Source organism: Erythrobacter sp. NAP1, from assembly GCF_000152865.1.
GTDB lineage: Bacteria > Pseudomonadota > Alphaproteobacteria > Sphingomonadales > Sphingomonadaceae > Erythrobacter.
The window spans coordinates 2,310,154-2,335,773 of record NZ_CH672390.1; the positions used below are offsets into that span (position 1 = coordinate 2,310,154).

Annotated in this window: 30 protein-coding genes; 12 read left to right on the forward strand and 18 right to left on the reverse strand. The window is 60.6% G+C overall.

Going from position 1 to position 25,620, the window contains the following annotated elements; all coding sequences use genetic code 11:
* Window positions 1–112: 112 nt before the first annotated feature.
* Window positions 113–532 (forward strand): VOC family protein, encoded by a 420-nt coding sequence (locus tag NAP1_RS10990; protein WP_007165365.1) that lies wholly within the window; start codon window positions 113–115, stop codon window positions 530–532.
* Here NAP1_RS10990 and NAP1_RS10995 read toward each other — a convergent pair.
* From NAP1_RS10995 to NAP1_RS11020, 7 genes are all read right to left on the reverse strand, one after another.
* Window positions 529–2,046 (reverse strand): MFS transporter, encoded by a 1,518-nt coding sequence (locus NAP1_RS10995; RefSeq protein ID WP_007165366.1) that lies wholly within the window; start codon window positions 2,044–2,046, stop codon window positions 529–531. The genes NAP1_RS10990 and NAP1_RS10995 overlap by 4 nt on opposite strands.
* A 155-nt stretch (window positions 2,047–2,201) precedes the next feature.
* Window positions 2,202–2,891 carry a ribosome biogenesis GTP-binding protein YihA/YsxC gene (gene yihA / locus NAP1_RS11000; protein ID WP_007165367.1) on the reverse strand — a complete coding sequence of 230 codons (690 nt, stop codon included), beginning with the start codon at window positions 2,889–2,891 and terminating at the stop codon, window positions 2,202–2,204.
* An 8-nt stretch (window positions 2,892–2,899) separates the two neighbouring features.
* A complete protein-coding gene (yidC, locus tag NAP1_RS11005) occupies window positions 2,900–4,687 on the reverse strand; it encodes a membrane protein insertase YidC (protein WP_007165368.1) in 1,788 nt (595 codons plus the stop codon).
* A gap of 68 nt (window positions 4,688–4,755) precedes the next feature.
* Window positions 4,756–4,965, reverse strand: a complete 210-nt coding sequence (gene yidD / locus NAP1_RS16330) for a membrane protein insertion efficiency factor YidD (RefSeq protein ID WP_007165369.1) — start codon at window positions 4,963–4,965, stop codon at window positions 4,756–4,758.
* Entirely contained in the window at window positions 4,962–5,339 is a 378-nt protein-coding gene (gene rnpA / locus NAP1_RS11010) for a ribonuclease P protein component (protein WP_007165370.1), read from the reverse strand. Before rnpA ends, yidD begins: the two co-directional genes overlap by 4 nt.
* Window positions 5,340–5,504: 165 nt before the next feature.
* Window positions 5,505–5,639, reverse strand: coding sequence for a 50S ribosomal protein L34 (gene rpmH / locus NAP1_RS11015; protein ID WP_007165371.1), 135 nt, complete (start codon window positions 5,637–5,639; stop codon window positions 5,505–5,507).
* 112 nt (window positions 5,640–5,751) lie between these two features.
* A complete protein-coding gene (locus tag NAP1_RS11020) occupies window positions 5,752–6,702 on the reverse strand; it encodes a hypothetical protein (protein ID WP_007165372.1) in 951 nt (316 codons plus the stop codon).
* A gap of 238 nt (window positions 6,703–6,940) precedes the next feature.
* Between NAP1_RS11020 and NAP1_RS11025 the strand changes: the two genes are divergently transcribed.
* From NAP1_RS11025 to NAP1_RS11035, 3 genes are read left to right on the forward strand one after another with little or no spacing between them, the layout of a single operon-like run.
* On the forward strand, window positions 6,941–8,434 hold the full coding sequence (locus NAP1_RS11025; RefSeq protein ID WP_007165373.1) for a YifB family Mg chelatase-like AAA ATPase: 1,494 nt from the start codon (window positions 6,941–6,943) through the stop codon (window positions 8,432–8,434).
* A 50-nt stretch (window positions 8,435–8,484) separates the two neighbouring features.
* Complete coding sequence (locus tag NAP1_RS11030; protein WP_007165374.1) at window positions 8,485–9,201, forward strand: Crp/Fnr family transcriptional regulator; 717 nt, start codon at window positions 8,485–8,487, stop codon at window positions 9,199–9,201.
* A gap of 54 nt (window positions 9,202–9,255) precedes the next feature.
* Window positions 9,256–9,933: a cyclic nucleotide-binding domain-containing protein gene (locus NAP1_RS11035; protein ID WP_162013482.1), complete on the forward strand. Its 678-nt coding sequence runs from the start codon at window positions 9,256–9,258 to the stop codon at window positions 9,931–9,933.
* Between the two features lie 2 nt (window positions 9,934–9,935).
* Here NAP1_RS11035 and recQ read toward each other — a convergent pair whose 3' ends face one another.
* Genes recQ through NAP1_RS11050 form a run of 3 tightly spaced genes read right to left on the reverse strand, consistent with a single transcriptional unit; the run spans window position 9,936 to window position 12,625 of the window.
* Window positions 9,936–11,711: a DNA helicase RecQ gene (gene recQ, locus NAP1_RS11040; protein WP_007165376.1), complete on the reverse strand. Its 1,776-nt coding sequence runs from the start codon at window positions 11,709–11,711 to the stop codon at window positions 9,936–9,938.
* A 25-nt stretch (window positions 11,712–11,736) separates the two neighbouring features.
* Window positions 11,737–12,099: a hypothetical protein gene (locus NAP1_RS11045; protein ID WP_007165377.1), complete on the reverse strand. Its 363-nt coding sequence runs from the start codon at window positions 12,097–12,099 to the stop codon at window positions 11,737–11,739.
* The gene (locus NAP1_RS11050; RefSeq protein WP_007165378.1) at window positions 12,071–12,625 is read right to left on the reverse strand and encodes a helix-turn-helix domain-containing protein; all 555 of its coding nucleotides are present in this window, start codon (window positions 12,623–12,625) and stop codon (window positions 12,071–12,073) included. Before NAP1_RS11050 ends, NAP1_RS11045 begins: the two co-directional genes overlap by 29 nt.
* Before the next feature lie 228 nt (window positions 12,626–12,853).
* Between NAP1_RS11050 and NAP1_RS11055 the strand changes: the two genes are divergently transcribed.
* Window positions 12,854–13,192 carry a hypothetical protein gene (locus NAP1_RS11055; protein WP_007165379.1) on the forward strand — a complete coding sequence of 113 codons (339 nt, stop codon included), beginning with the start codon at window positions 12,854–12,856 and terminating at the stop codon, window positions 13,190–13,192.
* Window positions 13,193–13,363: 171 nt separating this feature from the next.
* Here the strand turns inward: NAP1_RS11055 and NAP1_RS11060 are convergent, their stop codons facing one another.
* The 3 genes from NAP1_RS11060 to galE all read right to left on the reverse strand — a co-directional run bounded on the left by NAP1_RS11060 (window position 13,364) and on the right by galE (window position 15,339).
* Entirely contained in the window at window positions 13,364–13,981 is a 618-nt protein-coding gene (locus NAP1_RS11060) for an HAD-IA family hydrolase (RefSeq protein WP_007165380.1), read from the reverse strand.
* Window positions 13,982–14,097: 116 nt separating this feature from the next.
* Entirely contained in the window at window positions 14,098–14,223 is a 126-nt protein-coding gene (gene ykgO / locus NAP1_RS11065; protein WP_007165381.1) for a type B 50S ribosomal protein L36, read from the reverse strand.
* A 90-nt stretch (window positions 14,224–14,313) separates the two neighbouring features.
* Window positions 14,314–15,339, reverse strand: coding sequence for a UDP-glucose 4-epimerase GalE (gene galE / locus NAP1_RS11070; protein ID WP_007165382.1), 1,026 nt, complete (start codon window positions 15,337–15,339; stop codon window positions 14,314–14,316).
* 43 nt (window positions 15,340–15,382) lie between these two features.
* On the opposite strand from galE, the gene NAP1_RS11075 reads away from it, so the two are divergent.
* A complete protein-coding gene (locus NAP1_RS11075; protein WP_007165383.1) occupies window positions 15,383–16,006 on the forward strand; it encodes a hypothetical protein in 624 nt (207 codons plus the stop codon).
* 29 nt (window positions 16,007–16,035) lie between these two features.
* Complete coding sequence (locus NAP1_RS11080; protein WP_007165384.1) at window positions 16,036–17,175, forward strand: M14-type cytosolic carboxypeptidase; 1,140 nt, start codon at window positions 16,036–16,038, stop codon at window positions 17,173–17,175.
* Here NAP1_RS11080 and NAP1_RS11085 read toward each other — a convergent pair.
* Window positions 17,172–17,618, reverse strand: a complete 447-nt coding sequence (locus tag NAP1_RS11085) for a DUF421 domain-containing protein (protein WP_007165385.1) — start codon at window positions 17,616–17,618, stop codon at window positions 17,172–17,174. The genes NAP1_RS11080 and NAP1_RS11085 overlap by 4 nt on opposite strands.
* A gap of 198 nt (window positions 17,619–17,816) precedes the next feature.
* Between NAP1_RS11085 and NAP1_RS11090 the strand changes: the two genes are divergently transcribed.
* On the forward strand, window positions 17,817–18,497 hold the full coding sequence (locus tag NAP1_RS11090; protein ID WP_007165386.1) for a DUF4197 domain-containing protein: 681 nt from the start codon (window positions 17,817–17,819) through the stop codon (window positions 18,495–18,497).
* Here the strand turns inward: NAP1_RS11090 and NAP1_RS11095 are convergent.
* From NAP1_RS11095 to NAP1_RS11105, 3 genes are read right to left on the reverse strand one after another with little or no spacing between them, the layout of a single operon-like run.
* Window positions 18,494–18,910 (reverse strand): cytidine deaminase, encoded by a 417-nt coding sequence (locus NAP1_RS11095; protein ID WP_007165387.1) that lies wholly within the window; start codon window positions 18,908–18,910, stop codon window positions 18,494–18,496. The two genes, NAP1_RS11090 and NAP1_RS11095, sit on opposite strands and share 4 nt — an antisense overlap.
* Window positions 18,907–19,620, reverse strand: coding sequence for a glycoside hydrolase family 25 protein (locus tag NAP1_RS11100; RefSeq protein ID WP_007165388.1), 714 nt, complete (start codon window positions 19,618–19,620; stop codon window positions 18,907–18,909). Before NAP1_RS11100 ends, NAP1_RS11095 begins: the two co-directional genes overlap by 4 nt.
* A 3-nt stretch (window positions 19,621–19,623) precedes the next feature.
* Entirely contained in the window at window positions 19,624–20,130 is a 507-nt protein-coding gene (locus NAP1_RS11105) for a UPF0262 family protein (protein WP_007165389.1), read from the reverse strand.
* Window positions 20,131–20,275: 145 nt separating this feature from the next.
* Between NAP1_RS11105 and NAP1_RS11110 the strand changes: the two genes are divergently transcribed.
* Window positions 20,276–21,802 (forward strand): replicative DNA helicase, encoded by a 1,527-nt coding sequence (locus tag NAP1_RS11110; RefSeq protein WP_040464961.1) that lies wholly within the window; start codon window positions 20,276–20,278, stop codon window positions 21,800–21,802.
* On the opposite strand, the gene NAP1_RS11115 is transcribed toward NAP1_RS11110, so the two are convergent.
* Entirely contained in the window at window positions 21,799–22,986 is a 1,188-nt protein-coding gene (locus NAP1_RS11115) for a phosphatidylserine/phosphatidylglycerophosphate/cardiolipin synthase family protein (protein WP_007165391.1), read from the reverse strand. The two genes, NAP1_RS11110 and NAP1_RS11115, sit on opposite strands and share 4 nt — an antisense overlap.
* A gap of 113 nt (window positions 22,987–23,099) precedes the next feature.
* Here NAP1_RS11115 and rpoZ point away from each other — a divergent pair, with 113 nt between their 5' ends.
* From rpoZ to NAP1_RS11130, 3 genes are all read left to right on the forward strand, one after another.
* The gene (gene rpoZ, locus NAP1_RS11120) at window positions 23,100–23,444 is read left to right on the forward strand and encodes a DNA-directed RNA polymerase subunit omega (RefSeq protein ID WP_007165392.1); all 345 of its coding nucleotides are present in this window, start codon (window positions 23,100–23,102) and stop codon (window positions 23,442–23,444) included.
* A gap of 211 nt (window positions 23,445–23,655) precedes the next feature.
* Window positions 23,656–24,387, forward strand: a complete 732-nt coding sequence (locus NAP1_RS11125; RefSeq protein ID WP_007165393.1) for a ParA family protein — start codon at window positions 23,656–23,658, stop codon at window positions 24,385–24,387.
* Window positions 24,388–24,458: 71 nt separating this feature from the next.
* On the forward strand, window positions 24,459–25,610 hold the full coding sequence (locus NAP1_RS11130; RefSeq protein WP_007165394.1) for a DUF3667 domain-containing protein: 1,152 nt from the start codon (window positions 24,459–24,461) through the stop codon (window positions 25,608–25,610).
* Window positions 25,611–25,620: the final 10 nt, after the last annotated feature.

The window sequence follows — 25,620 nt, forward strand, 5'->3', positions numbered from 1 at the left end:
CTGCTCCACCCGGGGGCACCAGCCCCGTCCATTCGGTTCGTCCGTAGATATTCATGGTTTCGCTGTCGAGGCTGAACGGGTTACGAGGGGCCAGAATTGGAGAATCGTCACGATGAGCCTGCCCCCGTTCCACCTCGCGTTCCCGGTCGATGATCTTGGCGCAGCGCGCGATTTCTATCGCGAGACGCTGGGATGCAGCGAAGGACGGTCCTCGGACGAGTGGATCGACTTCGATTTTCACGGGCATCAGATCGTCGCGCACCTCGCGCCCGGTGGCTCAGGCGACCGTGCAAGCAACCATGTCGATGGGCACGGCGTGCCGGTCCCGCATTTCGGATTGGTGCTTGAAATGGAGCAGTGGGAAGCGCTGGCAGAGCGCCTGCGCGCCGCCGACACCGATTTCGTAATCGAGCCGACGGTACGCTTTCGCGGGCAACCGGGCGAACAGGCCACGATGTTCCTGCGCGATCCGGCCGGCAATGCGCTTGAATTCAAGGCGTTTGCCGAGCCGGATCAGCTGTTCGCGACCTAGCCGCCGCGCGCCACCATATCTTCTTGAAGCGTGCGCCCGGCGAGGAGGTAGTGGAGCGCTGCCCAGCCATAGAGGCAAACGAAGATCACGATCGACCATTGCAGCCCCTGCGCCTCGCTTGTTGTGCAAGCCGAGAGCGCCTCTACTTCGCCAGCCGAAAGCGCAGCACGCGCTTCGGGCGCCAGCGCGATCAGCGGCTTGCATGCTTCAAGCGTGAGAGCCAGCCCGTAGCCATCGAGGAACATTGTCTTAAGCACGGTCGACAGGATGCCGATCAAGAGCGGCCCAAGCCCGTATCCAACGAGGTTCACGACGAAGAGCGTGATGGCCACGGCTGTAGCGCGCATCCGACTGTCAGCGACGCCGCCCGAGACCGCGTACATGGGTCCAAGATACGCATAGTGGAGTGTCGCCGCCGCCATGAGTGCTGGCATCGCAAGCCATAGATTGTCCATCAGATAGCCAAACGCATAGAGGGGGACCGACAGCCCCATCCCCACGGCAGGAAGCCATGAAAGCGCATTGGGATAACGCGAGGCCATCTTGTCAGAGAGCCAGCCCGACCCGAAAACTCCAATCGCCGCCATCAGGCCAAGGATGATACCGAACAACAGCGATGCGTCCTGGATTGTGAGACCATGCGTTCGGATGAGGAAGCTGGTCGTGAACTGTGCGACACCATATCCGACAAACGAAGCGATGGTCGCCCCGATCACGACGTGAACATAAGCGGGCTTTTTGACCAGCACCTTGAGCGCTTCGCCAAAGCTCGCTTTTTCAAGACCCTGCAAGGCTGCGGGATCGGTGTAGCCACGCGGTGGCTCGGTGATGCTGCGCCACACGACGAGCGCGACCAGCAATCCCGGCAAGCCGACAACAACGAAAGCAATCCGCCAGCCCTCGACCGTGCTCCAGTCGAGGTCGCCGAACAGTCCGCCAATTCCGATTGAATTGATCCAGACGCCGAACGCCGCGCCATCAAGCCCTGCAAGTTGTCCGCCGAACAGCGATGCCAGCATCCCGCCAAGCGGCACGCCCAGAGCATAGACCGACACGGCTGTCGCGCGGCTCGATGGCTTGAAATAGTCCGCGATCAGCGATTGCGCGGGAGGGGTGCACCCTGCCTCGCCGATACTGACGCCGACGCGGAACAGGAACAGCATCAGGAACGATGCTGCGAAACCGCATAGCGCTGTAAACAGGCTCCAGATCGCGACTGCCGCTGCGATGATCACTACGCGATTGTAGCGTTCCGCCGCACGCGCAATAGGGATGCCGAGAAACGTATAGAGAAACGCAAACGCAGGTCCGCCCAGCAGGCCCATCTGCCAGTCTTCAAGCCCGAAGGTGAGCTTGATCGGTTCGGTCAGGATGTTGACGATCGTGCGATCGATGAAATTGAAGATGTAGACGACCAGAAGTGCAGTCAGCACGTAAGCCCGGTAGCCCGGCGTCCCGAAACCGTCAGATCCCGAGTGAGCCGTCGGCTGCGCCGCCACAGTCGCTTGCGCCATGTAAATCCCTCTCCCTGCACCGGCCCGGCGAGCGCGCCGGTTTTCTCCGGTCGGCAGATGCGGGGGGCGCTTTGTTTAGCGCGCCACTGTGTTAGCTTTTGCAGGAAAGGTAAAGCGCTGGAATTGGCGCTTTCGCACAGTTCGTCGAGCGTCGATCAACCAGCGTCGAACCAGCTCTCACCCAGCGCGTCGGCAACAACGGCGGCCCTGAGCGCCTCGATGCCCATGCCCTTTTCGCTGCTGGTGAGGTGGAGTTCGGGATAAGCGGCAACGTGCTTGCGCGCTTCGTCGGCGACTTTGTTCGCCACTCGCTCCAACTCGCTCGCCTTGATCTTGTCCGTCTTGGTCAGAACGATACGATATCCAACCGCTGCTTCATCGAGCATCTTCATCATCTCGCGGTCGACGTCTTTGAGGCCGTGGCGGCTATCGACGAGGACGAGATTGCGCGCGAGCACAGGACGACCGCGCAGGTAGCTTTTGACGAGGTTTTTCCAGCGCTCGACCACTTTGACCGGTGCTTTAGCAAAGCCGTAGCCGGGCATGTCGACCAGGCGGAACAGCGGCTTGCCGCCCGGCTCTCCGCCCACATCGAAAAAGTTGAGTTCCTGCGTGCGACCCGGCGTCACCGATGCGCGCGCGATCGCCTTCCGGCCCGTGAGCGCGTTCAGAAGGGAACTCTTGCCGACGTTTGACCGCCCACAAAAGGCGACCTCCGGGCAGATGGGGTCAGGAAGGAACTTCAGCTGCGGCGCGGACAGCAGGAAGTCGACCCGGCCCGAAAACAGGCGCGAGGCTGCGCGTTCGCGGCGCTGGAGCTCGCGCTCCTGTTCTTCCGGAGTCATGTTAGGGCTCAAGCCTTGCTCTTTTCCGCGTCCTCGCGGGCCTTCTTTTTCGCCATCTCGGCTTTCTCTTTCTCTGCCGCCGCCTTCAATTGCGGGTGGCGCGAATAGAGATAGCTTTGCTGCGCGAGCGTGAGGACGTTCGAGGTGACCCAGTAGATAAGAAGGCCCGCTGCAAACGGCGCCATCACGAACATCAGGAACCACGGCATCAGGTTGAAGATCTGCTGCTGCACGGGGTCCATCGCGCTCGGATTGAGCTTGAAGGTCAGCCACATCGTCACACCCAGAAGCACGGCAAGGATACCGATGCCGAGGAAGCCGGGGACATCATACGGCAAGAGGCCGAACAGGTTGAGGATCTTCGCAGGATCGGGCGCGGAAAGGTCGCTCATGTAGAGGAACGGCTCGTGCCGCATCTCGATCGCGAGGTAGAGCACCTTGTAGAGCGCGAAAAAGATCGGGATCTGGATGAGGAGCGGCAGACAGCCCGCGAGCGGATTGACCTTCTCCTCCTTGTAAAGCTCCATGATCTTTTGCTGCTGGGTCTGCTTGTCGTCCTTGTAGCGCTCCTGGATGGCTTTCATCTTGGGCTGGACGGCCTTCATCTGCGCCATCGAAGCGAACTGCTTCTGCGCAATCGGGAACAGCAGGCCGCGGATGATCACGGTCAGAAGGATGATCGCAACACCGAAATTGCCGACAAGGCCATTGAGCGTGCGAAGCAGCCACAGAAGCGGCTTTTCGAACCATTCAAACCAGCCCCAGCTGATCGCCTTGCCGAAATAGGTGATGCCGGCGTCTTCGTACTGGTCGAGGATCGCGCTTTCCTTGGCGCCTGCAAAAAGCTGCGTGCCCCGCGTCAGCGATCCGCCCGCTGGAACGGTCTGAGCATCGTAGATCAGATCGGCGCGGAAAAGCTGGTCGCCCAGCGAACGCCACCCGGCGCTGTCGGCTTCGCCCTCGCCGGGGATGAGCGCGCTTGCCCAGTAATTGTCGGTGAAGCCCAACCACGACACAGCACCTGCCGGGTTGTCGCGGCCAAGCTCAGCCAGTTCCTCGTAGGAATTGGGATCGTATAGCGAGCCGCCAAACACACCGGTCGGGCCGGCATGGGCAATGAACTGGTCAGGCGATGCGGTTTCGCTGGTACGCTTGATCAGGGCAAAAGGCTGGACGATCGCCGCATTCTCCGACCCATTTTCCACCGTCTGCTGTGCCGAGACCATGTAATTGTCATCGATCGAAAATGCGACGCGGTAGGTAATGCCGTTCTCGTCTGTGCGCGACAGAGTAACCGGTGTTTCAGGCGTCAGACGCTCGCCATCGGCCTCCCAGATCGCGCGGCTCGACATGCGCTGGCCGCCGACGACAAAACCAAACTCGGCATAATGCTGTTCGTCCGTCCGGTCGGGCGCAAGGATGCGCACGGGATCGCTGCCTTCCTGCGTGGTTTCGTCGTAGTCCTTGAGCACAAGATCATCGACGCGCGCGCCGACCAGATTGATCGATCCGGCGACGCGCGGCGCATCGATGATGACGCGGTTCTCGCTCGCAAGCGCAGTCCCGAGATCGACAGGTCCGACCTCGGCAGCCGCTTCGCCCAGATCTCCAGCTGGACCATCGGTCGAACTGGTGACCGTGTCCGCATCAGCAGGATCGCTTGCAGCACCCGACATGACTTCACTGGGAGCGGGCACATCGGATTGAGGGTAGAAGTACCGCATGCCCATATCCCAACTGAGAATGAGCAGGCCCGAAAGCACGACGGCGAGCAGGATATTACGCTGGTTGTCCAAGATTATGCCCTAGCGAGAAACCATTTGAAGTGTGTTATGTGGGTATGACAGCTCGTATTTCCAGCCCTTCAAGGAACCGGATCGTGGCCGTGCCCTCCCCATGGATGGCAGCGCCCTAGCCGCTTTGCGGCAAGCCATCCACCCTTGAGAGCGCCATATTTGCGCAAAGCCTCAATCGCGTACTGGCTGCATGACGGCGAATAACGGCAAGTGGGCGGCAATATCCGCGACGGGCCTAGCTGCCAGAAACGTGCAATGAAGATAAGCACATGCTTCATTTGCGCTTGTTCCCCCGCCTCGGGCGGCGGCCTCGTCCGGTATCGCCATTACCCTCCTTTGCCCGGGCAAGGGCTGCGTGAAGCTCCTCCGCCATCGTCGAATAATCGCGCTCAACCCCGCCGGAGCGGCCGATAAGAACATGGTCGTGATTCGCGAGGCCGCCTTCAGGAAGCGCCGCGCGAAGAAGCTCGCGAAAGCGCCGCTTCATCCGGTTGCGCACCACGGCGTTGCCGATCTTTTTCGTGACCGTGATGCCGTAGCGCACCCCTTCGCCATCATTGGGACGGGTCAGCAAAACGAAACCGGGCCGTGCGTTTCGCAGCCCCTTGTTCGCCGCAAGAAAATCGGTGCGTTTTGTAAGAACGGTCGGCATTAAAGTTGACCTATACCATGCTGATCAGACCAGCCGAACAGATTGGCAGGAATGCAAACGGGCTCCCGACGGGAGCCCGCAAGCGCGACTGTGCGCCGCCGCTCATGCGGCGATGGCCAAGTGGGCCGGATGGCCCGCGCCCGGCGCCTTAGGGCGCCGAAAAGATTAAGCGCTGAGCTTCTTGCGACCGCGCTTGCGGCGTGCGCGGATGACCTTGCGGCCGCCCGGGGTTGCCTTGCGCGCGAAGAAACCGTGCCGACGGGCACGCACGAGATTGCTGGGCTGGAAAGTCCGCTTCATATCGTCCTCGAATAACTGGCTGGAAGCTGCTTACGGGCGGTGTGACCATCCACGGCTTGCGGCGTCCAAAATGCGGCCGGTTTTTGAACCAGCCAAAACTGAAGGCGCGCGCCTATGGGAAAGCGCGAAGAGAGTCAAGGCGCGTATCGATTCGCGCCAATGCGAATTTCGCCTTCTGGATGAGCCCCATGTCGATAGCCGTCACGTCGAGATATGCAATCTGCGGCTGTGGTGGCTGTTCAGGCCGCAACCAGAAGCGCATGTCGTCAGCGACAAGCCACAGCGCTGTGCGATGCGGAACCGAATTGGTCATGGCGTAGAATTCGTGCGCTCGTCGCTCGCTCATGCCCATTTCGACGTAGTAATCGAGATAGAGCCTGTGCGCAGGGTCACTGGCGGCGAAGTCGTCCGCTTCGCGACCGTGATTGTCGAGCCAGGAATGAACCGCGAACTGGGCTCCATCATCAACCCGGCGCGTAACGCCTGCAAGAAACAGCTCGACTGCTCCTGACCGAACAGACCCACCACGCGGCACATAGGTCGAGAGGCCCGCAGCGCGAATACGGCGGCCAACCGCGAGATTCGCAATGTCATTCGTTGTGCCAGGCGCCTCGACCATCTCGAGCGTATCGAGCTGCGGAAAATCGCGCATCATCGCGTCAAAATATCGCGGTGTGGAACTGTCAGTCGAGCCGACCATTTTGACCCGCGTCTGGCTGGTCACGACGAAAGGACCATACTGCGCGAGCATACGCGGCGAGCTACTCGGCACAGCAGGCAGGGCATAGCGCGCAGCGGAACGAGTTTCAGCGACCCTTTCCCCATTCATGATCGTAGTGGTGATCGTGGGCATTGACGCGGTGTCGATTTGGCCGTTGCCAGCCTCGACCCTCACCCAGCGGCGAGCGATCGGGTCCCACTCCTCGATCCAGCTCTCGGTCATAACAGTGCGAGCGCTGCCGAGATGCATCGAAGCGGAATGCTGCGCCGATGCAGGCGATGCGAAGAATGCACCGGCAAAGGCGAGCTGGAGTGCGGCGAGCAGGAAGGCAATCCGTTTCATGCTCTATGGCATAACTTTGCCGAGGTTCAGGAAGTGCCAAGGTTTATGCTTGCGAAGACCTTTCGCAGTGAAACCTAGGGCCACTGCAAGTTTCTGTTTAGAATTGGTAATCCCGTTTGCGGGGTCGGTCGTGTAAGCACGCCAGACTTACAGGTATTAACCGGAGCAAGCCTCTCGACAAAGCTATACAAGCCATCCAAAAGAGGCCGAGGTGCACCGTGGAAACTGGGGGTCGTTCGTGGTCGCGCTTGTCCAAACCGTTGCTTATCTCGGGCTTGAAGCCCGCAAGGTCGAAGTCCAGTGCCAGGTGGCTCCGGGCCTTCCGCGCTTTTCCATTGTCGGTCTGCCTGACAAGGCGGTGAGCGAAAGCCGTGAACGGGTACAGGCAGCGCTATCGGCGATGGGCCTCGCGATGCCGCCCAAGCGGATCACAATCAATCTCTCGCCTGCTGATCTTCCCAAAGATGGCTCGCATTTCGACCTCCCCATCGCGCTCGCGCTGCTGGCGGCGATGGGCGTGACGGATGCCGAGCAACTGGGTGACTGGATCGCGGTTGGCGAGCTTTCTCTCGATGGGCGCGTGGTAGCATCACCCGGCGTCCTGATCGCAGCGCTTCATGCGAGCAGCGAGGAGTGCGGGTTGATCTGCCCAGTAAGCCAAGGCGCGGAAGCCAAGTGGGCGAGCGGCGTTCCGGTGCTCGCACCGCGCGACCTTTCCTCGTTGCTCGGCCACCTGAAGGGCACACAGGTGCTCGCAGAGCCGGAGCGGGGAGAGGTGGAAGAGGCCCCCGCTGTCACCGACCTCAAACAAGTAAAGGGTCAGGAGACCGCCAAGCGCGCGCTCGAAATTGCGGCAGCGGGAGGGCACAACCTCTTGATGATCGGACCGCCCGGATCGGGCAAAAGCCTGCTTGCCTCATGCCTTCCCGGCATCCTGCCCGAACTGTCGCCCTCCGAAGCGCTCGAAGTGTCGATGGTGCAATCGGTTGCGGGATTGCTCGAAGCGGGCCGTATCAGTCGTTCGCGCCCTTTTCGTGCGCCGCACCATTCGGCGAGCATGGCGGCGCTAACAGGCGGCGGCCTGAAGGTGCGCCCGGGCGAAGTGAGCTTGGCGCATCTGGGCGTGCTGTTCCTCGACGAGCTTCCCGAATTCCAGCGCCCCGTCCTCGATTCGCTGCGCCAGCCGCTCGAGACAGGACAGGTCGATGTCGCGCGTGCGAATGCGCATGTGACCTTCCCCGCGCAGGTACAGCTAATCGCCGCGATGAACCCGTGCCGCTGCGGTTATGCGGGCGATCCGGCGCAGAACTGCAATCGCTATCCGCGCTGCGTCGGCGACTATCAGGGGCGACTATCCGGACCGCTGCTCGACCGGATAGACCTTCATGTCGAAGTCGCCGCAGTGAGCGCAATGGACATGGCCTTGCCTCCGCCAACCGAGGGTAGCGAAGACGTGGCCCGCCGTGTCGCTCACGCGCGAAGGCAGTCACAGGCGCGCGGGGTTCGCTCAAATTCAGAGCTGGAAGGTGACTCTCTGGAAGCCCACGCCTCTCCCGATGACGAAGGCCGTGCATTGTTGATGCGGGCGGCAGAAAAATTACGGCTCTCGGCGCGCAGCTATACGCGCATGCTCCGGGTCGCTCGCACCATCGCAGACCTCTCTGGTGCAGAGCAGGTAGGGCGGGTCCATATCGCCGAGGCACTTTCCTATCGGCAGACGATCGGGCGATAGCGCAACACACGGCGTGACATTTCGTCGACCCGGCGGCAAAGGCCGCAGATATGGACGTGTTCGATCCCCAATGGTTGATCTATCTCGGCGCGGCGCTGCTGCTCATCGCCTATGGCATTCGCGACGAGCTGAAGCTGCGCGTTCTGATCGTCGTCTCCACCTTCGTCTACATCGCCTATTATTGGTCGCTGCCTACGGGCCCCTTGTGGGACCCGATCATCACGAGCTTTCTATTCGTCGCGATCAATTTCTGGGTCCTTGGGCAGATAGCTCTCGAGCGCACTACCCTGAGCCTGAGCGAAGATGAAAAGCGGCTGTTCGACGCATTCGAAACGCTCACTCCCGGGCAATTCCGGCGCGTGCTCAAGATCGCGCAATGGCGCCGGGCCGACGATCCGGATGGCACCCTGCTAACGCGCGATGACGAGCCTTCCAATGCGCTCTTCTATGTTTTCGAGGGCATCATCTCGGTCGAAAAACACGGCCGGCGCTTCCGCCTTCCCGAAGACAATTTCGTCGGCGAAGTCGGCTACGTCCTCAATCGCAAGACCACCACCACATCGGTTGCGCCAGAAGGCGTGCGCTATGTCGAGTGGGATGCCGATGCGCTGCGAATGCTGAGCCGCAAATACCCCAACCTCGGGAACGCGCTCAATGCGCTGCTCACCAGGGATCTGGCGAAGAAGCTCAACACCTCTTTCCGCCCCGATGATGCGATGCCGTCCACCGAGGAATCGCTCGAACTTCTTGAAGCGGTTGAAGGCTAAGCCACTTCGCTGCACATAGTGTCACGTCCCGATGCAATGGGAGGGATGCACACAATGACCCTGTTCGACCCCGCCTGGTTGATCCATGTCGGCACGGCGCTTCTGCTGATCGGCTATTTCATTCGTGACGAGCTGAAGCTGCGCGTGATGATCATCGTCTCAAGCGCCGTCTTCAATTTCTACTATTGGCTCGTGCCGGACCCGCCGCTGTGGGATGCGGTGCTGACTGGCTTCCTGATGATCGGCGTTAATCTGTGGGTGCTCAGCCAGGTACTGATGGACCGCACGACCTTTCGGCTGAGCGCGGACGAGAGGCACCTGTTTTCAATGCTCGGCTCGCTCACACCAGGGCAATTTCGCCGCCTGATGCGCATCGGTCGTTGGAGCGCGCAGGAAGACACAGAACCGCGCGCCCTTACCCGCGAAGGGCAGCCCACCGATCGGCTTTACTACATCGTCGACGGCGAAGCCGCGGTTGGAAAGCAGGCACAGACCTTCGCGCTCCCCGAAGGCCATTTCATCGGCGAGATCGCCTATGTGCGCGATAGTGCAGCGACCGCCGATGTCTGGGCTAAGCAGGGGGCACGGCTTGTCGAATGGGACGTGCGGGAGCTTCGTGCCTTGGGTGAGAAGTATCCTGCACTCGGCAATGCGGTAGCAGCGCTGCTGACCAAAGACATGGCGGACAAGCTGGCGGTCAGCTATCGCGGTAATGCGCCCGCGCCGGCCTGAGGTCAGCTCGCCTCGAACTCTCGCACGACCTCGAGAAAGGCTCCGCCCCAGGTGTCGAGCTTTCTCGCGCCCACCCCTTGGATGTCGCCCAATTGCGCGAGAGTGCCCGGGCGATCCGCAGCCATCGCGCGCAGCACGCTGTCGTGAAAGATGATGTAGGCGGGAACCCCGTTTTCCTTCGCCAGCGAGGCGCGGCGCGCACGCAGCGCGTCGAAGAGCGGGTCGCCGATCGGATTGGGGACGGCGCTGCCGCGTCCACGGCGCGATCTTTTTGCGGGTGGTTCGGCCATCATCACGGCCTGCTCTCCCTTGAGCACCTCACGGGCCGCCGGACCAAGCGCGAGGCCTCCATGCTCGGTCGTCGTGAGCATGTCGCGCGCGGTGAGGTTGCGCATCACGGCGCGCAGCAGGGGCGCTTCGGATGTATCGAGGATACCGAAAACGGAGAGCTGGTCATGGCCGCGTTGCATGACGCGCTCATCTTCGCGCCCGAGCAGGACTCGCTCTACATGGCCGATCCCGAAGCTTTGCCCGGTGCGATACACCGCGCTCAGAAGCTTTTGCGCGGTTGTCGTCACATCGAGGACCTTGGGTGGGTTGAGGCAATTGTCGCAATTGCCGCAAGGCTCGGGCAGGTCCTCGCCGAAATGCTTCAGCAGGATCTGGCGACGGCACTGCGCGGCTTCGACCAGCCCTGCGAGCGAATTGAGGCGCGCGCGTTCGGATTGCAGGCGCGCTTCGCCTACATCACCGAGCCACTGGCGCGCCTTGGCAAAATCGCTCGCCGACCACAGCATTAGCGCCTCTGCCGGATCGCCGTCGCGGCCTGCGCGGCCCGTTTCCTGGTAGTAGGCCTCAATCGACTTAGGCAGGCCTGCATGGACGACGAAACGGACGTCTGGTTTGTCGATCCCCATGCCGAACGCAATGGTCGCGACCATCACCATGTCTTCCGATTCGACGAAACGCGCCTGCGTGGCCGCGCGCTCTTCGGGCGGGAGACCGGCGTGATACACACCGACCGGGCGCCCGGTTTGCTCAAGCTTGGCGGCAAGGTCCTCGCACCCTTTGCGGCTGGTCCCGTAGATGATCCCGGCACCCGGAGTGCGCGCAATAAAGTCGGCAATCTGCTTGGGCGCGCCCTGTCGCGGCTGGATCGCGTACTGGATATTCGGCCGGTCGAAGCCCGCCTTGATGAGCCCGGCATCAGGAATGCCGAGCTGTTTCAGGATATCGGCGCGGGTGACTTCGTCTGCGGTCGCAGTCAAAGCAAGGCGCGGCACATGATCGAAATGGTCAAGCATCCCGCGAAGCTCGCGGTAATCGGGCCGGAAATCGTGCCCCCATTCCGACACGCAATGCGCCTCGTCGATTGCGAAGAGCGAGATGTTGGCAGCCGTCAGAAGCGACTGGAAACCCGGCGTGTTTACCCTTTCAGGCGCGACATAGAGGAGGTCGAGCTCGCCTTCGCGCATCGCCTGAGCCGTTTCTGCCCTGTCCGCATCAGCTGAGGTCAACGACGCGGCGCGAATGCCAACCGAGCGGGCCGAGCGGATTTGGTCGTGCATCAGCGCGATGAGCGGGGAAATGACGATGGCCGTGCCTTCGCGGGCAAGCGCCGGGATCTGGTAGCAGAGTGACTTGCCCGCGCCCGTCGGCATCAGCGCGAGCGTGTGCTCTCCGCCAAGGATGCGCGTGATGACCGCCTCCTGCTTTCCGCGAAAGCCGGAATAGCCGAACACGTCTTTCAGGATATCGTCAGGGGCGGTGGGGGTCACTTGGTTCTCAGGAAGCGTAGCGTTCTCACTCTTCGCTACAGATACCTGCTCGTGCCCACCAGTCGGCGTAGCTCGAATTCCTCACCATTCTTCGATTTTCGTCAGGAGCGCCATCGTCCCACCAGACGGGGCCGCGCTCTCCCAGTGCCAGTTTCGCTTCGTGGACCTTGGCGCGCGCTGCCTTTTCCGCTTCGGCATCGCCGGACCGCTTGGCAGCGCCGACTTCGCGGCGCGCATCCATTAGTGACGCGACCAGACGCTCGCGCTCGTCTTCCGACAAGTGGGGATTGGCCGCGCGCCAAAGCTGTCCGCGCACGATGATATAGCGGCCATCTGGTGTTAGCGACGGCCCGCCGGAATTAGCCAGCGGCGGCTTTCCGTGCTGCATCGATGTCGACAACATCGCCAGGAACGGTGCCCGCACCCGGCGTCGCGGTTGAACCATCGGCGCGCTTGCCAAGGTCTTCGCGGCGCGTCAGCCACAAATCTTCGTGCGTCAGCACACGCCCGTCATGCGCGAGGATAGAGACCGGCCCGATCGGCAGGCGGTCCTTCTCATCGACCAGCACGGGGTCTTCGGTCACGAGCTCTGAGCCATACTTCTGCCCCCACTGACGCAGCGCGATCATGGCCGGCAGCAGGTCGAAACCCTTCTCGGTCAGGCGATATTCGATCTTGCGACGGTCGTCTGCACACGGTTCACGCTTAAGGATGCCGTGGTCGACCAACTTGGCCAGGCGGTTGGAGAGAATGTTGCGCGCAATGCCGAGTTCGCTGAGAAACTCCTCGAAATGCTTGAGCCCATTGAAGCTCGCCCGCAGGATCATGAAGGACCAGCGTTCCCCCATCACTTCAAGCGCTTGCGGCAGACCGCATTCGATCAGCTCGCGCAGTGGTTCTCTAATATTGCCCATATCAGTCCTTTCCCAGCAACCTATCTAGCGCGAATTGCGCTGATGGCAAAATCCGGAGCGATTTGCCGCTCAGGGAGCGTGGAAAACCGGTGCCGAAAATAATTTAAGTTTCTAGTTGCAACCTGAAACCTAATCGCATAGGTAGTGAATCGCAACTGGTTTCGAATCGAAACTGTGCACCGCAACAAATACTATTTCAGGTCCCCACTACTGAAAAGGAATAATGTGATGAACCTCTCTCTACCCCGCGCAAGCCGCATCGCTGTCCTCGCTTCGGCCATCGCTTACACTTCGATGACCTTCGGCATGGCGACCGCCACCCCCGTCGCTGCACAGGGCGGCGCCTACTACACCGCCACCCTCGCCCAGCCAGCTGATGACGACCGCGCTGTTGCTGGCGGCGTTGCATGGATCTGCGAAGGCAACACTTGCGTTGCGAACAAGGGCACCTCGCGCCCGTCGCGCATCTGCCGCGGCCTCGCTCGCGAATTCGGCGAAATCACCACCTTCAAGGTTGAAGGCGAAGATCTCGACGAAGCAAAGCTTGCTCGCTGCAACGGCAACTAATCCTGGCGAACACCGATCCCAGATCGCCGGGCCGCTTTTAACCTCTGTGTGAGGTGTCCTCCCCTCGCGGCCCGTAGATCTCAATCCGACCCAACTCCAAACCTCAGGTCGGAAAACTCAAGACCCCGGCGAAGCTCCCCCAACAGCTTCGCCGGGGCTTTTTCGTTTTGACTACAGGAAGCCGGCGCTGGCCAGCTGCTGTTCGAGCGCGACCGCATCGGTAAAGACATGCGCGTCCCAGCCGCGATCCTTCGCAGCTTCGACATTGGCCGGGTTGTCATCAGTGAAAAAGAGAGCATCGCCAACCCGCCCGGCGCGCTGCTCAGTGATCTCGTAGATGCGGTGATCCGGCTTGGCGATCCGCTCTTCGCCCGAGACGACGATATCTTCGAACAGCTCGAAAATGTCGTGTTCACGGCGGAACTGGGAGAACAGCTCCACGCCGAAATTGGTAAGGCTGTATAGCGGTACGCCAGCCGAATGCAGGCGCCTGACAATCGCGTGCACGCCCTCGACCGCATCAGGAGCGCTTTCATTGAAACGCGCAGCATAGGCAGCGATGCGCAGCGCCTGATCGGGATATTCAGCCATGCGCGCCGGCAGCATCTCACCAAGAGGCACGCCGCGATCGTGCTGGAAGTGCCATTCTTCGGTCACGACATTGGCAAGGAACCAGTCAAGCTCATCCTTGTCGTGGATCAGCTTTTCGAACAGGTTGCGAAGTTGCCAGTGGAACAGCACGCGGCCGATGTCGAACACGACCACCTTGCCCTGATTGTCTGCGCTCAAGTCTGATGCCTCGTCTTATCGGAGCCTACAAACGGCTGCGGCCCGCTCTCCGGTCTGGAGGCGGGCCGCTGCGTTTCTTCGACCGCCTGCTATGGGCAGTCGGCCAATCGTCTGGCTTAGCCCTGACGGGCCTTGAAGCGGCGATTGGTCTTGTTGATGACATAAGTGCGACCACGACGGCGAATAACGCGGCAATCGCGGTGGCGGTTCTTCAGCGACTTGAGGCTGTTGCGGATTTTCATTTTCGGCTTCCCGGTAATAAAACAGGCACCGGAGATGGTCTCCGATGCCGGAAATTCAAGGCGCGCCACTACCCGTGCCCCTGTGATTCGTCAACCTTCGCCGCGCAATTGAGACAATTTCCTCTCCCATGCGAGCGCGTGGGCGATGATCGTGTCGAGGTCATCATGCTCCGGCTGCCACGGCAGGTTCGCTCGAATGCGTGATGGATCGGAGATAAGCGACGCCGGATCGCCCGCGCGGCGGCCTTCCATGCGGCGGTCAATTGTCATGTTCGTCACGCGATCGACCGCATCGAGAACTTCGAGCACAGAAAAACCTCGACCATAACCGCAGTTCATCTTCAGCGACCGCTCGGGCTGGGCCATCAGTGCCTCGAGGGCGAGCACATGTGCCGCAGCCAGATCGCTGACGTGAATGTAGTCACGAACGCCTGTTCCATCGGGCGTATCGAAATCGGTGCCGAAGACAGCGACCCCGTCACGCTTGCCGAGCGCCGCTTCGACCGCGACTTTGATCAAATGCGTCGCGCCCGCCGTCGACTGACCGGTGCGCGCTTTAGGATCAGCCCCCGCCACATTGAAATATCGCAGCGCACAGAAGTTGAGTGTGTGGGCAGAGGCGGTATCGGTCAGCATCTGCTCGGTCATCAGCTTCGACCAACCATAAGGATTGATCGGACTTTGCGGCGTATCTTCGCGCACGGGCGAGACTTCGGGCACACCGTAGGTCGCGGCCGTGGACGAGAAAATGAAATGCGGTACACCGGCCTTAACCGCAGCCTCGATCAGCGTGCGGCTTTTAGCTGTGTTGTTGTGATAATATTTGAGTGGGTCCTCGACGCTTTCGGGCACGATGATCGAACCGGCGAAATGCATGATTGCCCTCGTGCCTTGCTCTTCGAAAATGCGTCCGAGCAGTTCGGCGTCCTCGATATCGCCCTCATAGAAGGCAACACCATCGGGAACGGCGAACCGAAAACCGGTCGTCAGGTTATCGATAACCGCGACGGGCCATCCGGCGTCTTTCAGCGCAAGAACCGCATGGCTGCCTATGTAGCCAGCACCTCCCGTCACCAAGACGGGAACACGATCCGTCACGTTTTCGTTTCTATTCATGTGCGTGCCCCTAACATGCGCCAGTTTACAGAGGAAACAGCTCATGATGGCTCTGCCCCGTATTGTTCGCCCTGCCCTTGTTCTTGCGCTCGCTGGCACGCTCAGCGCCTGTGCCGGGACCTACACCGGCCCGGTAGAGGTGACCCGCTTCGTCTCCGAGCAGCCTGCAATGTTGGGACAGGGCACGATCACCCTCGAATTCCCGGACGAGTTGCGAAATACAGGCGCACGGGACGCCTTTGCCTCCGCAGTTTCAAGCGAGCTCGAGGCGCTGGGCTACACAGTGGTCATGGATACCGCTTCAGCTGGGCAAATCGCGACAATCCGGACATCGCGCAATCCAATCGAAGCTGCCGATCGAGGAGGACCGGTCAGTGTCGGCGTGGGCGGCGGAACCGGTAGCTTCGGAAGCGGCGTCGGTGTTGGTGTCGGCATCAATCTGGGTGGAGGCGATCGCGGGCCGAGGGTCGTCACTGAACTTTCTGTCCGCATTTCCGGACCTGGCGGAGAAAGCCTTTGGGAAGGCCGCGCTCAGCAGCCCATTTCCATCAAATCGCCTTATGCCGATGTGGATGCGAGCGCGCGTACGCTCACTGCCGCCTTGTTCAAGGACTTTCCCGGTGGCAATGGCGAAACCGTATCCATAGACGTCGACGAACTGCGCTAAGGCTCGCTCGGCAACAATCAGGGGCATTCATGACTAATATCGCAATCGATGCCGCTTTCGACAGCGGCAATATCGAAGTGCTGTCGATCGACGGAGCAAGCGCAAAGCTCGCCATCAAGAAGGACCACATGTCCGAATTCGCGCAGTGGTTTTACTTCCGTGTGACTGGCACAGCGGGCGAGGAAGTGACGCTCAAGATCACCGGCCTCAACGGCAGCGCCTACCCGGGTGGCTGGCCCAATTACGACGCATGCGTTTCCGAAGACCGCGAATACTGGACCCGCGCGGCCAGCACTTTTGACAAGAATGAGGACCATGGCACGCTTACCATTCGCTACGTCCCTGCCTCCAACCTCAGCTGGTTTGCATATTTCGCGCCTTACTCGATGGAGCGTCACCACGACCTCGTCGCCGAAGCGGCCGCGTGCGAGGGGGTCGACCTCGTTCGCCTCACCACCACGCTCGACGGGCAGCCGCTCGACATGCTGCAGATGGGCGATGGGGAGAAACAGGTGTGGCTATACGCGCGCCAGCACCCCGGTGAAACACAGGCCGAGTGGTGGATGGAAGGCGCACTCGAATGCCTGACCGATCCGACCGACCCGGTAGCGCGCGGGCTGCGAAAGCATGCGCGGATTCATGTCGTGCCGAATTGCAACCCGGACGGATCGCGCCGCGGCCATCTGCGCACCAACGCTGTCGGCACGAACCTCAATCGCGAGTGGGCCAAGCCCAGCGCCGAGAAATCGCCCGAAGTGCTCGCAATCCGGGCGAAGATGGATGAGACCGGTGTCGATTACGCGATGGACGTCCACGGAGACGAAGCCATTCCTGCGGTCTTTCTAGCCGGTTTCGAAGGCATCCCGAGCTGGACCGACGAACTGGGTAAACAATTCTATCGCTACCAGCGCATACTCGACCGCCGGACTCCCGATTTCCAGACTGAGCTCGGCTATCCGAAGGCAGCGGCCGGCAAGGCCAATCTCGCAATCTCGACCAATCAGGTGGCCGAGCGCTACGGCGCCTGTGCGATGACGCTGGAGATGCCTTACAAGGATCTCGCGGACTTCCCCGAGCCCGAGCAAGGCTGGTCACCCGAGCGTTGCAAACTGCTCGCCCGCGACTGCCTTGCAGCGCTGCTGGAGTGGATTGAAACCAGCGAGGACTAAGTTCCCCGCACGTCCTCCAGCAGAACTTCATCGAGTTCCGCGTTCCCGTGAAGTACCGACACATCGCCGGTCGTCTCGAGGATAGCGGCGCGGACTTCGGACAGCTGGAGGACATTCGCCTCGCGCAGCTTGGCGATCATGTCCTCGCGCCGAATGTGGTTCGCTTTGAGGGCCCCTTCGTCGAATTCTCCGTCGCGCATGATTAGGCAGGGCTGATTGCCAATCATGTCGGCTGCGGTCTCCGATCGGCGGCGCAGGAAGGACGTCGCGGCTTGCGCAAGAATCAGGCCGAGCATGGCTGCGATTGCCTGCAGGAATGCCGTCCATTCGCTCGCCTGCCCTGCACCCGCGAGAAGCGAACCGAAGGCAACGGTGGTCACGAAGTCGAAGTTCGTCATCTTCGACAGCGTACGAAGTCCATTCAGCCGGATGAGCAGATTCATCCAGCCCAGCGCAAGAACAGCAAGGATAGCGCCGCGAATGAGGGCATCGGCAATGGGTGGCTCTACAAAAATACGCGCTCTCCGGTAGCTTCTGGTTACCAACGCCTCGCAAGGCCGTTGGTGCCAAGCGCCCACAATTTCAAACCGCTGCCGGTCGGAATGTGCTAAGCTCAAAAGCGATCTTAAGGGAGAAAGAGATTGAACCGCATCATTGATCGCCGCCAGTTGCTCGCCGGCACCGGCGCCTTCGCAATGCTGGCGCTCACGCCTTACCCGCTTCGCGCGCAAGGTCTTGGCCTTTCTTCCATTCTGGGGCGCGCAACAGACAACGCACTCGACAAGCTGTCTCAGCCCGGCGCGTTCTACGACGACGAGAGCATTCGTATCGGCCTTCCGATTGTCGGCAATCTGGGCGGGCGCGCAGGTGGGCTGATGGGATCGCTCCTTAACGCAGGCAACAGGCTTGGCGTGCTGGGCGGTGTCACCCGCTCAATCAACGATGCGGCAGGGGTCGCCGCAGGCGAAGCAAAGCCGATCTTCCGCGATGCGATCGACAATCTGTCGTTTAGTGACGCACCCGGGATCATCCGTGAAAGCGATGGAGGCACGCAATATCTGCGTCAGTCCTCGAACGATCGCCTTCATTCGCGCCTGGAGCCGCTTGTGGACAGCGCGCTCGAAAAGGCAGGTGTCTATGGCCAGTTTGACAAACTTGCCGAAGACCACAGCTTCATTCGCGATGCCGGATTAAACCGGGAGCGCATCAACCGCTCGGTCACCGACCAAGGTCTGGACGGAATCTTCGCGTATATTGGAAGTGAAGAGCGCGAATTCCGCTCCAATCCGCTCGGAGGACTCGGAGACTTGCTCGGTAACTAGACGAGATTTGCCGGGCCGAAGGCATGCGGGAGAAGCTCGGATAGCTTCACGCGGCGTACTTCGTCATTGCCGACGCACAGAATATCCGGGTTGGTATCGCCCAGCTGAGCGATTTCATTAAGGACCTGGCGGCAGCGCCCGCATGGCGTGATTGGCGCGCCGTCGCCCTTGTCGAGAGGCCCTACGACAGCGACCCTGACAAGCCCGCCGCGCCGCCCGTCGTTGAGCGCCTTGGAAACGGCATTCGTCTCGGCACATAGCGCAAGACCGTAGCTCGCATTCTCGACGTTAGAGCCGGTTATCACGGCGCCGTCATCGAACAGCAGGGCGGCCCCCACTTCGTATTCGGAGTACGGCGCATATGCCCTGGTGGCCGCTTCCCTGGCAGCTGCGATCAGCGCGTCGTCATTCATCTTTGCACCACCACCCACTCGATTGCATCCGTCGATGCCTCGCTAACCAATTGACTGTTTGCACTCCATAGCAGCCACGGTCGTCCGGCATAGTCTGGCCGCGCACGGTCGCGCATCAACCACAGGTCGCGCTCGGTAGAGCGAGCCGTCCTATGACGCGCTTCGAACTGGCGGCTAAGTTTCAGAATGACGGGCTTGCCCGCATGCATCTCAATCTGATTGACCAAGGTCATAAGCTCGCTTTCAACCGCAGCGTCGCTGACAGCAGGCTCGCAACCGCTTGCCGTGCGAGTGAGCGCGATTGCGGGAGGAAGCAGTTCGCCATCACGCGGCACCATACGGGTGTAGCGCGAAGACTGTTCATCGGCGCGCAGACATGGGTCGAAAGGCTGCACGATACCCACCTTGAGCCCTGAGCTGCGCGCTCGCGACAGCCGCGAAGCGAAGCCGGGGTCCGGCACACCGACCGCGTCGGCAAGCTCGAGATAGACGAAGTCCGCGCCAATCGCCTTGAGAGTTTGAAACCGAGTGCCTGAAGTACCGCTGGCGACAACAGCGCCCTGTTCGGGATAAAGCGCCACATCGGGCCGCCAGCTGCGCATGTCCCACCAAAGCCAAGCCGCGAAACCAACGCCAACCAGCACGCCGAGCGCCAACAGCCGGAACATCCACCGGCCCAGAGAGCCGCGCGTCTTTGCCCTGCGCGCCATCCGTCAGCCCTTGATGTGAAGGACGCAGATGAGCGTGAAAAGCCGCCGCGCGGTTGCAAAATCGGTTTCGACCTTGCCTTCAAGCCGCTCGACCAGAAGCTCTGCCGCACTGTTGTGAATGCCGCGCCGAGCCATGTCGATCGTCTCGATCTCGGCCGGCGTCGCCTTGCGTATCGCCTGGTAATAGCTGTCGCAGATCGCGAAATACTCCCGGATCGGACGGCGGAAACGGGCAAGGCCTATGAGCAGCGTCTCGAGCGGATTTTCTTCCTCGTCCGCAATGTCCATCGCCAACCGACCGTCGCGCACCGCGAGGCTGAGGCGATAGGGCCCCTTTGCTCCGCGCTCTGCGCTGCGGACCGGCTTGAAGGTGTTTTCCTCGATCAGATCGTAAATCGCCACGCGCCGTTCCTGTTCGACATCGGCATTGCGCCACAGGATCGTCTCTTCATCGAGAGCGATGTGGGCGATGCGATGAGAATTCGCGGAATCGGATGGCAGGACGGACATCCGGCTTGCTTTCGCAGATGCGAGGGTCACACTTCAAGACTTCCTTTTGCGAATCCCCGCTATCCACAAGGCAAGAGGCATCTGCGAAAATAATTCGCCGCTCATCGCTCTTGCAGTTGGCGGCTACTTCGCGGATTCTATGCCGATGGCAAATCCCGAACCGATCCGACCCGTGAACGACCAGAATGATGGCGCTGATGGCGTGCGCAAGCTCCCTTCGAACCTCGAAGCGGAGGCGGCGTTTCTGGGCGCGGTGCTGATCGACAACCGGGTTCTCGAGGAATTGCAGACCCCGATCCGACCAGATCATTTTTTCGAGCCGCTGCATGAACGGATTTTCGATCGAATCCTGAAAATGATCGAGCGCAATGCCACGGCCTCGCCGGTAACCCTGCGCCCGCATTTTGAGGCGGACGAAGCTTTGAAAGAGTTGGGCGGACCCAAATACCTTGCACAGCTGACAGCGAACGGCTCGGGCCTTCTCGCTCCGCGTGAACTGGCTCAGCAGATTTATGACCTCGCGCTTCTTCGTGAACTGGTGAGTGTTGGACGCGGGCTCGTCGAAGGCGCGCTGGACACATCGGAAGAAACCGATCCGATGGACCGGATCAGTCAGGCCGAAGCAGACCTGTTCCGCGTTGCTGAAGGCGCTGCGACCGGCAACGAGGCATCCACCTTCCGCGATGCCTCGCTGACAGCGATCAAGATGGTCGAGGCCGCGATGAATTCGGGCGGCGGCCTGTCGGGCAAGACCACTGGTCTTGAGACGATCGACCAGAAAACTGCCGGCCTACACGATTCCGACCTTATCATCCTCGCAGGGCGTCCGGGTATGGGGAAGACCTCGCTTGCGACCAACATCGCCTTCAATTGCGCCGAAGAACATCTCAACTGGCAGCGCGATGGGGGCGAGCACAATTACGGTGCTCCAACCGCTTTCTTCAGCCTGGAAATGAGCGCAGACCAGTTGGCAACGCGTATCCTTGCAGAGCAGTCCGAGGTTTCCTCCGAAGCGCTGCGCTCAGGTACGCTGACGCGCGACGATTTCCAGAAGCTGTCCTTTGCCAGTCAGCGCCTTGCCGAGCTGCCGCTCTACATCGACGATACCCCGGCGCTCACCATCGGAGGTCTTCGCACCCGTGCGCGCCGACTCAAGCGGCGACACGATATCGGGCTGATCGTGGTCGATTACCTTCAGCTTCTGCAAGGCTCTGGCCGGGCAAACGACAATCGCGTCAACGAAATCTCCGAAATCAGCCGCGGCCTGAAGACACTCGCCAAGGAGTTGTCTGTGCCGGTGATCGCGCTATCGCAGCTAAGCCGTGCGGTTGAGCAGCGCGACGACAAGAAGCCGATGCTTTCCGATCTGCGCGAATCCGGCTCGATCGAGCAGGACGCGGACATGGTGTGGTTCATCTATCGGGCGGATTACTACAAGGAAGCCGTGCGTCCCGACATGCCCAATCCCGATGGCTCATCTTCGCCTGAAGTGCAGGATAAATACGCGCAGTGGGAAGCGGAGTATCTCGAAGTGAAGAACAAGGCGACCTTGATCGTCGCCAAGCAGCGCCACGGCTCGACCGGCAACGTCCCGCTGCACTTCCAGAGCGAGATCACCAAGTTCACCTCACCCAATATGCGCGACTATTCGAGCTACGGGATCGACGGCTAGGTCGATGCGGCCATTCGGCCCGCGCGATAATCGACGAGGCTCAGCCAATGGTACAGGCGCCAGCGCACGCGCTCCAGCAAGCTGGAGTTTTCACGATACCATTGCTTGTCGGCAAGAATCGTAGCCTCTTGCAGCCCGTCGATGAATTCGCGCAGCCTTTGAGCAAGTGCCTCGTCTTCCACCCTAATCATCAGCTCGATGTTTATGCGAACGGATCGGCGGTCGAGGTTCGCGCTTCCGAAGTAGCTTTTGTCGTCGACCACGAGCAGCTTCATGTGCAGCTTGCACGGCTGGAATTCGAAGATCGAAGCGCCCGCCTTCAGTAGCCGCTTGTAGAAAAGGCGAGCGACCGCAATTGTGCCCTCAAGGTCCGACTTGCCAGCGGTGATCAGGCGCGCCTTTCCGCGTTTGGCGACCTTGGCGATAGCCCTGCGGAAGCTGCGAGGAGGGCCGAAGTAGGCGGTTACGAGATCGAGACGGCTCGCTTTGCGCAGATCCTTTTTGAAGGCGTAGGACCAGTGGGAGCGCCGGATCAGCGGCCCACCCACGAGCAATTGCACACTGCCATCACCGGGGTCCCAGTCGCGGATCATTTTGCGGACCCGGCGAAACTGCGAACCATCGCTTTCGGTCCAGTCCTTGAGTAGCTTGAACCACTTGGTAAACTGCTCCGCGAGTGGCCCTTCGATCAGGACGCCAAGATCGCACCAACCATTGTCGGCGGGGACCGCGAAGTAATGGTCGGAAACGTTCGAACCTCCGGTCATCACTCGCGCATTATCGGCAATCGCGAACTTCTGGTGGTTTCGAACGAGATATCGCACGTTCCAGTCAGCTGAGAAGATCGCGAAATCGCCGCCAGCTTCGACGATGGGCTCGAAAAAGGATGGCGGCGCGTCGGAACCGAAATCGTCGACGATGAGAGCGACCTTCACCCCGCGCCCAGACGCTTCGGCCAGTGCGTCGCGGACCTTGGTCCCCGAGACATCATCCTGAAACATGTAGTAAAATACGTCGAGCGTCTCGCGGGCGTTGGCGATCAGATCGAGCAGATTCTTCAGCCGATCCTTGCCCCGAGGATAGAAGGTGAAATCGTGCCCCTGCGCAGACACCTCGAACGGATCGGGGTCGCAGTAATCAACGCATTCTTTGTCGAGCGGATCGGGGGGATTTTCTCGCGCCATAACCATCCAACGCCCGAGTGCGCCATGAGTTGCAAAATCTTGACTCTTGGCCCCGCGATGCCTAGGTGCAGCGCTCTTTCAGACAACCTGCTTTTGGATAAAGGCCCGCTCAGATGGCACGCGTTACCGTTGAAGATTGCGTCGACAAGGTTCCCAACCGCTTCGACCTCGTTCTGCTTGCAGCACAGCGTGCGCGCGAAATCTCGGGCGGCAGCGAGCTGACGCTGGACCGCGACCGTGACAAGAACCCGGTCGTCGCGCTGCGCGAGATTGCCGAGCAGACTATCAAGCCCAAGGAACTGCACGAATCGCTCGTTACCGGCCTGCAGAAGATCCTGCCGGACGACGAAGACGACGCCGATGAAATCGGTTCGCTCAGCCAGTCGGCGGAAGCTTTGCGTATCACGGCAAGCGCTCCGACCCGGTCAACCTCGATCGGTGCCGACTACGACGGATAAGGGCACCGCTCATTCACGGGGCCAAAATGTCCCGAAATGAAAAGGCCGCCAGTTTGGCGGCCTTTTTCGTGTGTGGGTGATAAGGAGAAGGGACCAGCGTGCGATGACACGATTGCGACAAGGCCCTGCGGGCCTTGTCATTGCCTTGACCGGGGGTAACAGCATATCATGTAATCGAACCGTCACACTCGGGGGAATTGAAAGCGCAGCCATGGCTTCCATAGCAATTTACAGTGTCAAAGGCGGGGTCGGAAAGACGACCTTTGCAGTCAATCTGGCCTGGTGTGCAGCGAACATCTCGCGGCGAGAAACGCTCCTTTGGGACCTCGACGCGTCGAATGGCTCGGGCTTTCTGTTGGGCGTTGATCCCAAGAAAAAGAGCACGGCTGAAAGCGTGTTCGATCTGGATCGCAAAGCGAACAAGTTGATCCGCAAGACCGAATACGCCAATCTCCATCTTCTGCCTGCTGACGAAAGCATCCGTACGCTCGATCGGCAATTTGACCGGATCGGCAAGAAGAAGCGGCTTGCGAAACTCGCCGAAGGACTGCGCAAGGACTATGATCGCATCATCTTCGACTGCCCGCCCGTCATGAGCGAAGTGAGCGCTCAGGTCATGCGCGCGGCCGATATCGTGATCGTCCCCCTGCCTCCCTCCCCTCTCTCGGCACGAGCGCTCGACCAAGTGGTCGAAGAAGTGCGCGGTTCGGGTAAGGGGCACCCACCGATTTTGCCGGTGATGTCGATGATCGACATGCGCCGCACGCTTCACAAGGAAGCGCGTGCTGCCAATCCCAAATGGCCCGTTGTCCCACTGGCCAGCGCGATCGAGCAGTGCGCGGTGGAGCGCAAGCCGGTCGGTGCCTTCGCACCGCGTTCGCCAGCGGCGCGTGCCTTTGCCCAACTGTGGACCGCGATCGAGCGGAAGCTCGCGAAGGGCTAATACGCCTTACGATTTGGCAAAGGCGCTTCCTCGATTATAGTGCAGCGCAGCACAGTCAGGGGTGGTGCGCGATGAGCGATATTGCAGAGGGGATTGGCGGCGCCATCGAAGGCGCGCTCGCAGGCCGGGCCGTAGAGCCTGCCCGTGGCAAGGCCGAATACGATCCTTCCATGACGACTTCCCAAGAAGAAACATGTCCCAATTGCGGCTCGATCGCCCCTGGCAGTTTCTGCCCCGAATGCGGTCAGAAAACGCATATTCACAGGACACTGTCTGCCATTGCGCACGATCTTGTGCACGGGGTCCTGCATCTTGACGGCAAGCTGTGGAAGACGTTGCCGCTGCTGACGTTCAAACCGGGCAAGCTGACGCGTCGCTACATCGAGGGAGAGCGCGCGCAGTTTGTCAGCCCGATGTCGATGTTCCTGTTCAGTGTCTTTTCGATGTTCGCGATCTTCCAGATCATCGGCATCTCTACGCCGACAACGTTCGATGACCAGATTGGGATGGAGCAGGTCGAATCCTCGCTGAACAGCGCGATCGACAATAACGAGCGCACGCTTCGCGAAATCGAGGCAGAACTTGCTTCCGATACACTGGACGAGGGTGACAGAGCGAATCTCGAGGCCCGTAGGGACGCGGCGCTGGAAGACCTCGAAAGCCTTGGTCAGATTTCCGAGCTGCCATTTGTCGACGCCGAGCAGCCTCAAATCGAGGTGCAGCCCGATGGCACGCGGATCATACCGATCGACTCCGACGGCAGCGCCCGCATGTCTATGGGCGAGACCGGGATAGACTGGCTCGACGAAGGCCTAGCCAAGAAGTGGCAGGAGAACCCGGGTCTCATGCTCTACAAATTACAGGCGAACGCCTACAAATTCAGCTGGCTGCTAATCCCGCTATCGATCCCGTTCGTGTGGCTGATCTTTGCCTGGAAGCGACGCTTCCACGCTTACGATCACGCGATCTTCATCACCTATTCGCTCAGCTTCATGTCACTGATGTTCATCGCGTTGTCGGTTCTCGGCGCAGCAGGCGTGCCGTTGCCTGCACTCTTTCTGGCAGGGATGATCATTCCGCCCATTCACCTCTACAAGCACCTGCGCCATACTTACGAGATCGGTCGCTTCTCATCGTTCTGGCGCCTTATGGTGCTCAGCATCTTCATCTGGGTGGTGATCGGGCTTTTCATCCAGACGCTAATTATGCTCGGCGCGTTCTGAGGCAGATGTG